A 13,231-nucleotide genomic window follows, 5' to 3' on the forward strand; every position below is an offset into this window, starting at 1 on the left:
CCTTCACGCATGGTGACAGGCGGCCTCGCGGCCGCCTGTCCGCGTTTCGAGCGCCGGTTCCTCGTCCCGGCAGATGGGCGTCGCGCGGGGGCAGCGCGGGGCAAAGGGACAGCCACCCGCGGGCGGTACGTCTGCCTCGGCCGGGGCAGCGCGCGGCCGGCGCCGTCGCGCGGGGTCCGGCACGGGCACCGCGGCCAGCAACTGGCGCGTATAGGGGTGAACCGGGTCCGAGAAAACCGCACCGACCGGGCCGCGCTCGACGACGCGGCCCTGGTACATCACCGCGACCTCGTCGGCGACATGCCGGACGATGGCGAGATCATGCGAGATGAAGAGGTAGGAGAGGCGGTGCTCCTCCTGCAGGTCGAGCATCAGGTTGAGGATCTGCGCCTGCACAGACACGTCGAGCGCGGATACCGGCTCGTCCGCCACGATCAGCTTCGGGCGCGTGATCAATGCGCGCGCAATGGCGATCCGCTGGCGCTGTCCGCCTGAGAACTCGTGCGGGTATCGCGCGCCCGACGCGGCGGACAGGCCGACCTCGGCCAGTGCCGTGGCGATGCGCTCGCGGCGTTCCTGCCGTGGAACGGGGGCTAGCGCGTCCAGCGGTTCGGCCACGATCCGCGCGACCGTGTGGCGCGGGTCGAGCGAGCCGTAGGGATCCTGGAACACCATCTGGAAGTCGCGCCGCGCCTTGCGCAGTTCGCCGGGCGAAAGTGCGAAGATGTCTCGGTCTCCGATCCGGACCGTGCCGCCGTCGGGCCGCTCCAGCGCCATGACGGCGCGGGCAAGCGTGGACTTGCCGCAGCCGCTTTCCCCGACCACGCCAAGGCTCCTGCCCGCAGGAATCGTCAGCGAGACGCCATGCAGGGCGCGCAGCATCGGGCGCGGGCCGAACAGGCTGCGGCGCGGCAAGGCATAGTCTCGCACCAGCGCCTCCACGCTGAGGAGGGGCGCGCCGGTCACCGCGGAAACTCCGGTGCGTGCATCGCATGTGGATGAAGGCAGGCGGCGCGGTGCCCGGTACCGACAGGCACCAGGGGAGGGCGCAGGCTGCGGCAATCGTCCTGCACCCGGGGGCAGCGATCGGCGAAGGCGCACGCGGCGGGGCGCGCGGCCGGGTCGGGGACCACGCCCGGAATGGTGGGGAGCCGCCTGCCGGCCGGGCCGGGTGCGGTTCCCGCCGCCTGGGGCATCGCCGCGAAAAGCCCGCGCGTATAGGGGTGCGCCATGCGGGCGAACACATCCGCCGTGGAGCCTGCTTCGGCGACGCGGCCCGCATACATGACCAGCATCTCGTCGGTCGCCTCCGCCACCACGCCGAGGTCGTGGGTGATCAGCATGAGCGCCATCCCCTCGCCATCGACGAGGTCGCACAGCAGGTCGAGGATCTGTGCCTGGATCGTCACGTCGAGCGCGGTGGTGGGTTCGTCGGCGATCAGCAGGTCCGGCCCGCAAGCGATGGCGCCCGCGACGACGACGCGCTGACGCTGGCCGCCGGACAGTTGCTGTGGGTAGAGGGTAGGGGAGAAGCGTGCGGGCGGCAGCCCCACGCGGTCGAGCAGGCGCACCGCCTCCGCTTCCGCTTCCGCGCGCGAGAGCCCCCGGTGCAGGCGCAAGGGTTCCGCCACCTGCGCGCCGATGGTCCTGACCGGGTTGAGCGCCGTCATCGGCTCCTGGAAGACCATGGCGATGCGATTGCCGCGTAGCTTGCAAAGCGTGCGCTCGCTCATGCCGACAAGGTCCTCGCCGTCGAAGCGGATCGTGCCCGAGACGCGCGCGCCGCGCGGCATCAGGCCCATGACCGCAAGCGCCGTCATGGATTTGCCGCAGCCGCTCTCGCCCACGAGGCCGAGGCTGCGCCCCCGGTCGAGATCGAGATCGATGCCCTCCAGGATGGGCACGACGCCTGCCGGCGTGGCGATGTCGACGGAGAGGCCGCGGATCTCGAGCAGGGCCATCAGCGCGCCCTCCGCAGCCGCGGGTCGAGCACGTCGCGCAGGCCGTCGCCGAGCAGGTTCAGGCCCAGCACCGCCAGCACGATGACGAGCCCCGGAACGATGGCGAGGCGGGGCGCGAGGAACATCATGGTCTGCGCCTCGGCCAGCATCTTGCCGAGCGAGGGCGCGGGCGGCTGCAGGCCGAGGCCGAGATAGCTCAGTCCCGCGTCGATAAGGATCGCCAGCGCGAACTGGATCGTCATCTGCACGATCAGCGTCGGCGCGATGTTGGGCAGCACGTGCTCGACCGTGATGCGCACGCCGCCCTTCCCCGCCGCGCGTGCAGCCAGCACGAACTCCCGCAGAAGCACGCCCATGGCGGCCCCCCGCGTCAGGCGCGCGAACACGGGGATGTTGAACACGCCGATCGCAACGATCGAATTGAAGGCGCCAGGTCCGTAGAGCGCGGTCAGCATCACCGCCGTCAGAAGTGCGGGAAAGGCGAAGGTGAAGTCGCCGAGGCGCATCACCGCCTCATCCACCCATCCGCCGCGCGTGGCAGCCAGGGCGCCGAGCGGCACGCCAAGCCCCGCGCCCAGCGCCACCGCGAATATGGCGATGACGAGGGAGTTGAACGCGCCTGCCATGATCCGGCTCAGCAGGTCTCGGCCGAAATGGTCCGTGCCAAGCCAGTGAGCCATCGAGGGGCCTTGCAGGCGGGCCGCGACGTTCACGTCCGCCACCCCGTACGGCGTCCAGACAAGGGACACGAGTGCCAGCGCCAGCATGGCGAGCGTGATCGTGCCGCCGATCAGGAAGGCGCGGGAGGCGAGCCCGTGGCGCAGGATCTCACCCATCTCCGCGGCCCCGGAGCCTGAGCCTGGGGTCGAGGAGCACATAGGCCACGTCGACCGCGAAATTCACGGTGACGACCGCGGCGACCATGATGAGCAGCAGGCTCTGCACCACGATCAAGTCGCGCTGCGCGATGGCCTGGAACATCAACCGCCCAACACCCGGAAGGTAGAAGACGTTCTCGATGATGATCGTGCCGACCAGCAGGAAGGAGAACTGCAGACCCATGATCGTCACGACGGGAATGAGCGCGTTGCGGACCGCGTGCCGCCAGAGCGCCTGCACGCGCGTGAGGCCGCGCGCCCGTGCCGTGCGGACATAGTCCTCGCCCATCGTCTCCAGCACGGAGGAGCGGGTGACGCGCGCCAGGATCGCCGCCTGCGGCAGGGCGAGCGCCAGCGCCGGCAGCAGCAGCGAGACGACGGCTGCCTGCCAGCCCTTGTCCCAGCCCGCGAAACCGCCCGCCGGCACCCAGCCCAGCCAGACCGCGAAGACGAGGATCAGCAGCATCGCGAACCAGAAGTTCGGGACCGCCACGCCCAGTTGGGCAAGGCCCATGACGCCCGCGTCCGCCGCCGTGTTGTGCCGGGCGGCGGCGAAGACGCCTGCCGGTATGGCGATCGCCGTCGACAGGAGGATGGCCATGATGGCCAGCGGCACGGTGACGCCGATCCGCTCGCCCACCAGTTCCGTGACGGGGCTGCCATAGGTGTGAGAGACGCCCAGCGAGCCTGTCAGGATCTCGCCCCACCAGCCGAGGAAGCGGGCATGCGCCGGGAGGTCGAGGCCCATCTGGGCGCGCAGCGCGGCGAGCGTGTCCTCCCGCGCGCCCGTCCCGAGGATGACCGCCGCAGGATCGCCCGGCAGTACCTCCATCACCAGGAAGATGACGAGCGACGCCCCGAAGAGCGTCGCCGCCAGCGCCAGAAGCCGCCTGAGAAGGAAGGCACCCATGGGCTCATGCGCCCATGAAAAGGGGGCGGCGGGACATGTGCACGTCCAGCTGGATCCTCATGCCCCGCCGTCCCGTCACTGCGTCCAGCGGACCCCTGTCAGGTCGTTGGCCTGGACGGGGCTGTTCTCCCACAGGCCTTCGAGCCCCGCCTTCCAGACGCCGAGCTTGGGCAGCTGGAACAGGAAGACGTTGACCGCGTCGTCGGCGAGCTTGCGCTGGGCGTCGCCCATCAGCGCATAGCGCGCCTCGGTCTCGGCCGTCAGGTTCAGCTTGTCGATGATCGCGTTGAACTCGTCGCTGACATAGTTGAAGTAGTAATCCGTGCCGCGGGCATAGATGCCGATGTCCATGGGCTCGGTGTGCGAGACGATGGTCAGGTCGAAATCGTCGCCCCGGAACACCTGCTCCAGCCATTGCGGCCACTCGACCGGAATGATCTCCAGCTTGACGCCAACCTCCGCCAGCTGGGCGGCGATCAGTTCGCCCCCGCGCCGCGCGTAGGAGGGCGGCGGCAGCTTCAGCGTTGCCGAGAAGCCGTCCGGATAGCCCGCCTCGGCCAGTAGCTTGCGGGCGCCGTCCTTGTCGTAGGGATAGCGGTTCGTGAGGTCCACATAGGCCGGGTGATGCGGCGCGAAGTGCGACCCGATCGGGGTCCCGTTGCCGAACATGGCGCCGTCGATCAGGGCCTTGCGGTCGATCGCGTGGCTCAGCGCCCGGCGCACGCGAACATCGTCGAAGGGCTTCTGCTGGTTGTTGATCGCGAGGATCGTCTCCCCCTCCGTCGACCCGATGGTCACCTCGAAACGCGGGTCGGCCCGGAATTGCTCCAGCGCCTCGCCCGCCGGGAAGTTGGCGAAGGCGTCCACGTCGCCGGCGAGCACCGCGGCGACCGCCGCAGCCGGGTCGCTGATGAACTTGAAGGTCGCCGACGCGAGTGCCGGCTTATCGCCCCAATAGCCGTCATAGGCGGAAATCTCGACCCGGTCCCCCTTGACCCATCGATCCAGCTTGAACGGACCGGTGCCGACCGGCTGGTCCTTGTTGGTGTCGGCCGACGAAGGCTCGACGATCACCGCGTCGCCCCAGCCGAGGTTGAAGAGCAGCGCGCCGAACGGGTTCTTCAGCGTGATGCGCACGGTTGCGGGATCGACAGCCTCGACCGTCTCGATGGGCGCGAAAAGCTGCTTCTGCGCGTTGACGGATCCTTCCGCCATCGCCCGCTCGAAGCTGAAGACCACATGGTCCGCCGTCATCGGCACGCCGTTGTGGAAGGTGACGCCGCCGGCCAGCTTGAAGGTGTAGACCTTGCCGTCCTCGCTGATCTCCCAGCTGCGGGCCAGCGCGGGTTGGACCGCGCCCGTACTGTCGATCCGCGTCAGCCCCTCGAACACGTTGGCATAGACCACCTCGTCGATCGCCGCGGCTGCGCCCGCCGTCGGGTCGAGGTGCGGCGGCTCCAGCACCATGCCCATGGTCAGGCTGGTGTTCGCCGCCATCGCGGGCCATGCCAGCGCAGCGGCCGCCACCGCGGCCAGTGCAAGGCGTTTCAGCTTGGTCATCTTGTGCGTTCCCTCGTCTGCGGCCGGCGGCCCGCGGCTCGCCCGCGGGGCTGACAAGGCATGCCGGCCATTCCCCGATCTGTCGTTATCCCGCCGCGCCGGTCAGGGCCAGGGCCGCCCCTGCCATGACCTTCGCGGACGCCACCATGTCATCGATCACGATAAACTCGTCCGGCTGATGCGCCAGATCGAGAATTCCCGGACCGTAGGCGATGCAGTCCTTCAGGTGCCCGAAGCGGGCGATGTGCTTCTGGTCGTAGGTGCCGGGCGAGACGACGTATTCCGCAGACTTCCCGAACTCGCGCGCTATCTCGCGGGCGACGGCCTGCACGACGGGAGCGCTTTCCTCCGTCATGGTCGGCACAAACTCCAGGATGTCGCGGATGCGGTAGCGGAAGCCCTGCCGTTCCGCGGCGAGGCGCTCCAGAATTCCGGTCACTTCCCGCTTCACGTCGTCCGGGTCTTCCTCGATCAGGTAGCGCCGGTCGATCACCATGCGACAGCTGTCGGGCACGCAGGGCGAGGGCAGCCCCTCGAACTCCTCCGCGAGCCCGCCGTGAATGGAGTTGATGTTGAGCGTGGAGGCGCGCGCGCCCTCCGGCACCACGGGCATTGAGGTCCGGCGGGCGTCGAGCGCGGGGATCAGCTCCCGCTCGATCCGGTCGAGGAAGGCCCCCATGTGGCGCACCGCGCAGTCGCCGAGGAAGGGCATGGAGCCATGGGCGATCCGGCCCAGCGTCTCGACCTCCGCCCACCAAACGCCGCGATGACCCAGGCAGATGCGGTCGACGTTCAGCGGCTCCGGGATGATCACGTGGTCGACGCGGGGTTTCGAGAAATAGCCCTTCTGCGCCATGTAGCCGACGCCGCCATAGCCCCCCGATTCCTCGTCCACCGTGCCCGAGATCTCCAGCGCGCCTTGGAACGGGATGCCCGCCTCGAGGATCGCGTCGACCGCGATCATGGCGGCGGCCAGCCCACCCTTCATGTCGCAGGTCCCGCGCCCGTAGATGCGCCCATCCTTCACCACGGCCTCGAACGGGTCGACTGTCCAGCCCTGTCCGGCCTGCACCACGTCGATATGGCCGTTGAAGTGGACGCACGGGCCCGGACCCCTGCCTTCGATCCGGCCGATGACGTTCGTGCGGGGGTAGCGGTCAGAATCGCCGGGCGTGCCTTCACCGCGCACATATTCGACCGTGAAGCCGCGCCTCTTCATCCAGTCGCCGATCAGTTCCGCGCACGGGGTATAGGCATCGCCCGGCGGGTTCACCGTCGGAATGCGCACGAGGTCGCGGGTCAGCGCGACCAGTTCCTCGCGCTTGGCATCGATGCGGGCGTTCAACTCGGCGGAAATGGCGGGTCACTCCTCGAAGGAACCGGCGTATTGCGGCGAAAGCCTATGCCCGGACGGGTGGGGGCGCAACCGGCGTGGCAGGGGCGGCGCCGGCCTTCCTCGACAGCGGGTGCGCAGCGCGCTACCTTTTTCTCCGGTCGGGCCGCCATGGCCCGGCGCATGGCGTACCCCTGAGGACCGCGGGACGGGCGAAGCGCATGTTGCTCTTGCCGTTCGCGCACCAGATGAAGGAGTCGCATGATGAAATCCGTTCTTGCCATCGCCGCCGTGGTGGCGCTCGCCGCCGGCCCTGCCGCCGCAGGCTGCGCGGGGCATGTCGCCAGCAGCGAGACCAAACAGTCTGTCGCCCAGTCAAAGGCGCCTGCCGCATCGGCAGAGCAGGTCAAGGTCGCCGAGCGCAAGGCCGCCCAAAGCAAGGCCACGAACTGACCTGACGGCGAACTGACTTCGCGGCGAAGCGGGCGCGGTTTATGCGCCCAGCTTCTCCGCGAGGTCGAGGAAGTCGTCGGCGATCACGTCCCAGTCGCTTTCGGGCGCGAGGTCGGTTGTCTGGGCTGCACCATGCTCGACCGGTCGCGCGACGAATCCCGTCTTGAGGCCGGAGGCCCGGGCGGCAAAAAGGTCGTCGTTGTGGGCGGCGACCATCATGCAGTCCTGCGGCGCCAGAGAGAGTGCCGCCGCCGACGCGAGATAGACCGCGGGCTTCGGCTTGTAGTCCTGTGCGATCTCGGAACCGAGCACCGTGTCCCACGGCAGGCCGCCGTGGCGCGCCAGCTGCACCATCAGCGAAATGTTGCCGTTCGACACGGGTGCAAGCAGGTAGCGCGTGCGAAGGCGCGTGAGCCCCGGTGCCGAATCCGGCCAGGGATCCAGCCGGTGCCACGCGCGGGAGAGGCCGTCGCGCACGCCTTCCGCCACCTCCCCGATGCCGTAGGTGTCGAGCGTCGAGTCGAGGTTCTCCCGGTGCAGCGTGTCGAGCTTCACATAGCCGCGCGATCCGCTGCGGATCCGTTCCATGGCCGGCTGGTAGAGCCCGCGCCAATGGTCGGCCATCGCTTCCCAGTCGCGGTCGATCCCGTGCCGGGCGCCGAATTGGGCCAACTCCCGCGCCACGCTGGTGCGCCAGTCGACCACGGTCCCGAAGACGTCGAAAAAGAGTGCCTGAACCATTCTGTTTCGCTCCCTCCGGCCGTCTCGCGGGGCGTTAGCCGACCGCCGGCGGGCAGAGCGTGCCGATCTTGCCCTCGGTGGCGAGCGGCGCGCCCGTCATCTCCTGCAGCCGCTCCACGGTCATGCCGGGCACCATCTCCTTCAGCACGAAGCGCCCGTCCTGCACATGGATCACCGCGACGTCGGTGAAGATGCGCGAGACGACGCCGACGCCGGTCAGCGGATAGGTGCAGCGCTCGATCAGCTTGTGCTCGCCGGTGCGCGTGACATGGCTGGTGATGACCCAGACCGACTTGGCGCCGACAACGAGGTCCATGGCTCCGCCCACGGCGGGCACCGCGTCATCGCCCGCGCGCCAGTTGGCAAGGTCGCCATTCGGCGCGACCTGGAAGGCACCGAGGATCGCCACGTCGATATGGCCGCCGCGGATCATCGCGAAGCTGTCGGCATGGTGGAAGAAGGAGGCGCCCGGCAACAGCGTCACCGGCTTCTTGCCCGCGTTGACGAGGTCGTAGTCCTCCTCGCCCTGCGGCGGACGCTCGCCGAAGCCCAGGACGCCGTTCTCGGTGTGATAGGTGACCTGCCGGCCTTCGGGCACGAACTGGGCGACCTGTTCCGGAATTCCGATGCCGAGGTTGGCATAGGTCCCGTCGGCGATGTCCTGCGCCGCGCGCCAGGCCATCTGTGCGCGGCTGAGGCGCGTCACGGTTTCGGTGCTCATGGATAGACGGCTCCTTCGGCGAACAGCAGTTCCTCCTGGGCGGGGTCGGCGACCTGCACGATACGGTCGACGAAGATGCCCGGCGTGACGACCGCCTCCGGATCTATGGCGCCCGGCTCCACGACGTTGCGGACCTGTACCACGGTCGTTTGCGCCGCCATGCACATTACGGGGCCGAAGTTGCGCGCCGACATGTTGTAGAGCAGGTTGCCCGCGCGGTCCGCCGTCTCCGCCTTCACCAGCGCATAGTCGGCCCGGATCCAATGCTCCATCACATAGTCCCGGCCGTCGAAGGTGCGCACCTCCTTGCCCTCGGCGAGCGGGGTGCCGACCGAGGCCGGGGTGTAGAAGGCCGGGATGCCGGCGCCCCCCGCGCGGATCCGCTCTGCCAGCGTGCCCTGCGGCACCACCTCCAGCTCGATCTCGCCCTTGAGATAAAGCTCGGTGAACGCCTTCGGATTGGCCGAGCGCGGGAAGGAGCAGATCATCTTGCGCACGCGGCGCTCGCGGATCAGTGCCGCCAGGCCGACGTCGCCGTTCCCGGCATTGTTGTTCACCACCGTCAGGTCGCGCGCGCCCTGGTCGATCAGCGCGTGGACAAGTTCGATGGGCGAGCCCGCGCCGCCGAATCCGCCAACCAGCACGGTTGCGCCGTCGGGCACATCGGCCAGCGCCTCCGCGATCCCCATGACGGGCTTTTCCACGACCTTCGCACGTGCAGTCAAAGCAGCCGGCCTCCCCTTTCTGCTGCCTGCCGGATCTCCCGGCGGCATGTCTTGTTCGGCGCCCGGGAGCCGAGGCCCGTGCGGCGCGGTGGCGATCTTAGAGGATGCACATGGCGAGGGCCACCCGGGGCCGAGCCCTACGCTCTGTCCGCACGTCCGGACAGCGTTGCACGAGCGCCGCCCCATGGACCTTTGTGCGCGACTGCCTATCTCAGGCTCCAAGACCGGGGTTCGCCGGGGCCAAGAGAAAGGGATGACCGTTCCGATGCGCACGCAACCGATGACCGACGCTTCTCCAGCCTCCGGCGCAGATGCGATCCGCCCGGTCCTGCGGACCTTCCGTGGCATGCCGACCAGCGACGGGGCCGGCGTGCGGCTCTCACGTGTGATCGGGACGCCCGCGCTGCCCGATCTCGATCCCTTCCTGATGCTCGACGAGTTCCGGGCCGACGATCCGAAGAGCTACATCGCAGGTTTTCCCGACCACCCGCACCGCGGGTTCGAGACGGTGACCTACATGCTCGCGGGCCGCATGCGGCACGGCGACAACCAGGGCAATGTGGGCCTGCTGCGCCCCGGCAGCGTGCAATGGATGACCGCCGGGCGCGGCATCGTGCATTCGGAGATGCCGGAGCAGGAAGACGGCCTGATGTGGGGCTTCCAGCTCTGGGTGAACCTGCCCGCGCGCGACAAGATGACCGCGCCCCGCTACCAGGACATTCCGCCGGAGGACGTGCCCGAGGTAACGCCGCCTGGCGGAGGCAAGGTGCGCGTCGTTGCGGGCGAGGTCGACGGCGTCGCGGGCGCGGTCAGCGCGATCGCGACGGATCCGGTCTATCTCGACGTGATCCTGCCGCCGGGTGCATCCTTCGAGCACGCGCTGCCCGCGGGTCACAACGCCTTCGTCTATGTCTACACGGGTACCGCGCACGTCGGCCCCGCAGATGGCGGGCAGGAGGTGGGCGAGCGGACGCTGGGCGCGCTGGGAGCGGGTGCTCGCGTCCGCATCGCTGCGGGCGATGCGGAAGCCCGTGCGCTGCTCGTCGCAGGCCGTCCGCTGCGCGAACCCGTGGCCCGCTACGGTCCCTTCGTGATGAACACCGAGGCCGAGATCCACCAGGCCATCCGCGACTACCAGGCCGGGCGGTTCTGAGCGCGCGTCAGATACCCCCTGCAAAAAGTGCCGCACCGCCCAGGCTGACCAGAAGAGCGCGCCACGCCACGGGTTTCTGCGAGATCAGGCCGTAGGAAATCGCGGCAAGACCCGCGCCAACCTTGAGAAGCGCGGCCAATGCCAGCGCAGGTTCGGTACCGAGCGCGATCAGCGACGGATTGGCGACCATGCCCAGCGGCACGAGATAGAGCCCGAGCCCGAGCAGCATCGCCACGCCCGCGACCTTCAGCCAGTTCTCCCCCACCATGCCCGAGGCAATGAACACCGCCCCGCAGACAGGCGGCGTGATGGTCGAGAGCAGCGCGTACCAGAACACGAACAGGTGCGCGGTGAGCGGCGGAAGCCCCAGCTTCTGAAGCGCCGGCCCGGCTACCGAGACGCAGATGACATAGGCCGCGGTCGTCGGCACCTCCATGCCGAGGACGAGGCAGGCAATAGCAGTCAGCAGCAGGGCGGGCCACAACTCGCCGCCTGCGCCGGCGAGGATCAGCGAGGTGATCTTTACGCCGAGACCCGTGAGACCCAGGACGCCAATCACGATCGAGGCGCAGATGATGATGGACGCGATCGTCGCGATCTGGCTGCCCGCCGTGATCAGCGCGGTTTCGATCCGCTCCCGTGTCCGTGGCAGGGAGAAGGTGAGGCGCCCGTCCAGAAACAGCAGCACGAAGCCCGCGAGGATGGCGACGCAGGCGGCGTATTGCGGGGTGTAGCCGCCAACGAACATGCGCTCCAGCAACAGAACGAAGGGCACGGCGAAGAACAGCGAGGTGACGAGCACGTCGCGCCGCGACGGCCGGTCCTCCGCCGCCACGGGCTTGAGGTCGTAGCGGCTGGCGAAGGCATCGATGCCGATCCAGACGGTGGCGAAATAGAGCAGGGCGGGAAGCATGGCTGCCGCCATGATCTCGGCATAGGGGGTGCCGGTCAGTTCCACCATGACGAAGGCGCCCGCGCCCATCAGCGGCGGCATGATCTGGCCGCCGGAGGAGGCGACCGCCTCCACCGCGCCGGCGAGCGGGCGCGGATAACCGAGCCGCCGCATCGCGGGCAGCGTGATCGCGCCGGTGGATGCGACGTTCGCCGACGCCGAGCCCGAGATCGAGCCGAAGAGGGCCGAGGAAAGTACCGAAACCTTGGCCGCTCCGCCCTTCAGCCGCCCGGCGGCTGCGGTCGCGAGGTTCATGAACCCCTGGCCTGCCTCGCCCGCGTTCAGTACGGCACCGAAGATGACGAAGATCGCGACCACGTCGACGGAGACGCCGGTCAGGCTGCCCCAGAGGCCGCCCTCGGCGATGGTCAGCGTGCCGAGGAAGCTCGACAGCGGAAGGCCGGGGTGTCCGAACTCGCCCGGGAGATGCTGGCCGAAGAGGCCGTAGAGCAGGGCCAGCGCCGCAACCGTCGGCAGAGGCCAGCCGATGGCGCGCCGCGCCATCTCCAGCGTCAGCGCCAGCAGGACGATGGCGAGCGCGAGCTGACCGTTGCCCGACAGGAAGCCGTACTGGTCGGAAAGCGCGTCCGCATTCAGCGCGATCCACAGCGTTGCACCCATCCCGATCGCGGAGAGCGCGAGGCCCGTGCGCAATTGCAGCTTCGTGCGTGCGGCGAACACGAGCACCCAGGGCAGCGCCAGCGCCATGTGCACCGGCCGTGCGACGAGGGCCGGCGTCAGTCCGGAGAACACGAGGCTGAGGTGGAAGGCCACCGAAACGGCACCGAGGGCGGCCCAGAAGAGCCGCCCTCGCGCAGAAAGATCGTTCTGCGGTGTCACGAAGCGGTCAGCGCAGGCTGTCCGGCACGGCGACGCCCGCTTCCTCGTAGTAGCGCAATGCGCCGGGGTGCAGCTTGCCCGTCACATTGGACAGCAGGTCCGGCGACACGGCCTTCCACCAGGCGGCGCTTTCGCCCATTTCGGCCTTCTTCGTCCAGAAGGTCTTGGTCAGCGTGTAGGCGGTGTCGTCGTCCATCGCGGTCGTCGCATAGGCGACCACCGGCAGGGAAGTGGTCACGGTGTCCGTGTCGACACCCGCATAGGTTCCCGCCGGGATCACGAGGCGGGTGCGCTTTGTTTCCGCCACCTGCTCCTCCGTCATGGAAACGAGCGAGATGCCCGTGCTGGCGGCTGCCTCGGTGACGTTCGGGGCGGGGAAGGAGCCCGCGGTGACGAAACCGTCGATCTGGCGGTTCTTCAGTGCGCTGGCCGCATTGCCAAGCTCGGCGTCGGCGATCTTCACCTTGTCCTTCAGGCCGAACATCTCGACGTATTTTGCGCCCTCGTTGGCGCCGAAGGAGCCCTTGCCGAGCAGGATGGTCTTGCCTTCGAGATCGGCGAAGCTCTGCACGCCCGCGTCTGCACGCATCACGAAGTGCATGGTGAGCGACGGAATGGGAAAGAGCGCCCGGATCTCGTCGAACTTCGGGTTGCCCTTGTCCTTGAAGGGACCGGCGCCCTTCTGCGCCGCGCCGACGAGCGCCGGGGGCGTGGTGAAGACGTAATTTCCGGGCCGCACGGCCGCTTCCATCACGTTCTGGACCGATCCCTGGCTCTCCTCGACGGTCAGGATCACGCCGCCATCGGTCCCGGCCTTCATCGCCTCGGCCAGTTCGACGCCCATCTGGTAGTAGGACGTGCCGGCCTTGGCCGACTTGTAGGTCACGCGGGTTTCCGCCTGGGCCCCGGTCGCGCCCGCGAGCAGGACACCGGCCGCGATCAGCCCCGTCATCATCCGCTTCATGTTTTTCCTCCCGGTCTGAGCCGCTCTTTTGCTGGTATTC

Annotated in this window: 13 protein-coding genes; 2 read left to right on the plus strand and 11 right to left on the minus strand. The window is 68.9% G+C overall.

Features of this window, described 5'->3' with window-relative positions:
- Positions 1 to 3: 3 nt before the first annotated feature.
- The 6 genes from NJQ99_RS15010 to NJQ99_RS15035 form a co-directional block, all read right to left on the minus strand.
- Complete coding sequence (locus NJQ99_RS15010; protein WP_269333694.1) at positions 4 to 966, minus strand: ABC transporter ATP-binding protein; 963 nt, start codon at positions 964 to 966, stop codon at positions 4 to 6.
- Positions 963 to 1,961, minus strand: a complete 999-nt coding sequence (locus tag NJQ99_RS15015) for an ABC transporter ATP-binding protein (RefSeq protein ID WP_269333695.1) — start codon at positions 1,959 to 1,961, stop codon at positions 963 to 965. The genes NJQ99_RS15010 and NJQ99_RS15015 overlap by 4 nt, the downstream gene beginning before the upstream one ends.
- Positions 1,961 to 2,797 carry an ABC transporter permease gene (locus tag NJQ99_RS15020; protein WP_269333696.1) on the minus strand — a complete coding sequence of 279 codons (837 nt, stop codon included), beginning with the start codon at positions 2,795 to 2,797 and terminating at the stop codon, positions 1,961 to 1,963. The genes NJQ99_RS15015 and NJQ99_RS15020 overlap by 1 nt, the downstream gene beginning before the upstream one ends.
- Positions 2,790 to 3,749 (minus strand): ABC transporter permease, encoded by a 960-nt coding sequence (locus NJQ99_RS15025; protein WP_269333697.1) that lies wholly within the window; start codon positions 3,747 to 3,749, stop codon positions 2,790 to 2,792. Before NJQ99_RS15025 ends, NJQ99_RS15020 begins: the two co-directional genes overlap by 8 nt.
- A gap of 75 nt (positions 3,750 to 3,824) precedes the next feature.
- A complete protein-coding gene (locus NJQ99_RS15030; RefSeq protein ID WP_269333698.1) occupies positions 3,825 to 5,309 on the minus strand; it encodes an ABC transporter substrate-binding protein in 1,485 nt (494 codons plus the stop codon).
- An 85-nt stretch (positions 5,310 to 5,394) separates the two neighbouring features.
- Positions 5,395 to 6,654, minus strand: coding sequence for an acetylornithine deacetylase/succinyl-diaminopimelate desuccinylase family protein (locus NJQ99_RS15035; protein ID WP_331283350.1), 1,260 nt, complete (start codon positions 6,652 to 6,654; stop codon positions 5,395 to 5,397).
- Positions 6,655 to 6,903: 249 nt separating this feature from the next.
- On the opposite strand from NJQ99_RS15035, the gene NJQ99_RS15040 reads away from it, so the two are divergent.
- Positions 6,904 to 7,095 (plus strand): hypothetical protein, encoded by a 192-nt coding sequence (locus NJQ99_RS15040; protein ID WP_269333699.1) that lies wholly within the window; start codon positions 6,904 to 6,906, stop codon positions 7,093 to 7,095.
- Between the two features lie 39 nt (positions 7,096 to 7,134).
- On the opposite strand, the gene NJQ99_RS15045 is transcribed toward NJQ99_RS15040, so the two are convergent.
- From NJQ99_RS15045 to NJQ99_RS15055, 3 genes are read right to left on the minus strand one after another with little or no spacing between them, the layout of a single operon-like run.
- Positions 7,135 to 7,836, minus strand: a complete 702-nt coding sequence (locus tag NJQ99_RS15045) for a haloacid dehalogenase type II (protein ID WP_269333700.1) — start codon at positions 7,834 to 7,836, stop codon at positions 7,135 to 7,137.
- A gap of 34 nt (positions 7,837 to 7,870) precedes the next feature.
- Positions 7,871 to 8,557 carry a 3-oxoacid CoA-transferase subunit B gene (locus NJQ99_RS15050; protein WP_269333701.1) on the minus strand — a complete coding sequence of 229 codons (687 nt, stop codon included), beginning with the start codon at positions 8,555 to 8,557 and terminating at the stop codon, positions 7,871 to 7,873.
- Entirely contained in the window at positions 8,554 to 9,261 is a 708-nt protein-coding gene (locus tag NJQ99_RS15055; protein WP_269333924.1) for a 3-oxoacid CoA-transferase subunit A, read from the minus strand. The genes NJQ99_RS15050 and NJQ99_RS15055 overlap by 4 nt, the downstream gene beginning before the upstream one ends.
- A 301-nt stretch (positions 9,262 to 9,562) precedes the next feature.
- Between NJQ99_RS15055 and NJQ99_RS15060 the strand changes: the two genes are divergently transcribed.
- On the plus strand, positions 9,563 to 10,435 hold the full coding sequence (locus NJQ99_RS15060; protein WP_269333925.1) for a pirin family protein: 873 nt from the start codon (positions 9,563 to 9,565) through the stop codon (positions 10,433 to 10,435).
- A gap of 7 nt (positions 10,436 to 10,442) precedes the next feature.
- Here the strand turns inward: NJQ99_RS15060 and NJQ99_RS15065 are convergent, their stop codons facing one another.
- Both NJQ99_RS15065 and NJQ99_RS15070 read right to left on the minus strand, forming a co-directional pair.
- The gene (locus NJQ99_RS15065) at positions 10,443 to 12,227 is read right to left on the minus strand and encodes a TRAP transporter permease (protein WP_269333702.1); all 1,785 of its coding nucleotides are present in this window, start codon (positions 12,225 to 12,227) and stop codon (positions 10,443 to 10,445) included.
- 7 nt (positions 12,228 to 12,234) lie between these two features.
- Entirely contained in the window at positions 12,235 to 13,191 is a 957-nt protein-coding gene (locus tag NJQ99_RS15070) for a TAXI family TRAP transporter solute-binding subunit (protein WP_331283352.1), read from the minus strand.
- Between the last annotated feature and the right edge of the window lie 40 nt (positions 13,192 to 13,231).

The sequence above is a fragment of the Futiania mangrovi genome (genome assembly GCF_024158125.1).
Classification (GTDB): domain Bacteria; phylum Pseudomonadota; class Alphaproteobacteria; order Futianiales; family Futianiaceae; genus Futiania; species Futiania mangrovi.

Bases quoted from the DNA above. Each gene is read 5' to 3' on its own strand.
- NJQ99_RS15015 (WP_269333695.1), bottom strand. From the start codon at position 1,961: ATGGCCCTGCTCGAGATCCGCGGCCTCTCCGTCGACATCGCCACGCCG.
- NJQ99_RS15020 (WP_269333696.1), bottom strand. From the start codon at position 2,797: ATGGGTGAGATCCTGCGCCACGGGCTCGCCTCCCGCGCCTTCCTGATC.
- NJQ99_RS15025 (WP_269333697.1), bottom strand. From the start codon at position 3,749: ATGGGTGCCTTCCTTCTCAGGCGGCTTCTGGCGCTGGCGGCGACGCTC.
- NJQ99_RS15030 (WP_269333698.1), bottom strand. From the start codon at position 5,309: ATGACCAAGCTGAAACGCCTTGCACTGGCCGCGGTGGCGGCCGCTGCG.
- NJQ99_RS15040 (WP_269333699.1), top strand. From the start codon at position 6,904: ATGATGAAATCCGTTCTTGCCATCGCCGCCGTGGTGGCGCTCGCCGCC.
- NJQ99_RS15045 (WP_269333700.1), bottom strand. From the start codon at position 7,836: ATGGTTCAGGCACTCTTTTTCGACGTCTTCGGGACCGTGGTCGACTGG.
- NJQ99_RS15050 (WP_269333701.1), bottom strand. From the start codon at position 8,557: ATGAGCACCGAAACCGTGACGCGCCTCAGCCGCGCACAGATGGCCTGG.
- NJQ99_RS15060 (WP_269333925.1), top strand. From the start codon at position 9,563: ATGACCGACGCTTCTCCAGCCTCCGGCGCAGATGCGATCCGCCCGGTC.
- NJQ99_RS15070 (WP_331283352.1), bottom strand. From the start codon at position 13,191: ATGAAGCGGATGATGACGGGGCTGATCGCGGCCGGTGTCCTGCTCGCG.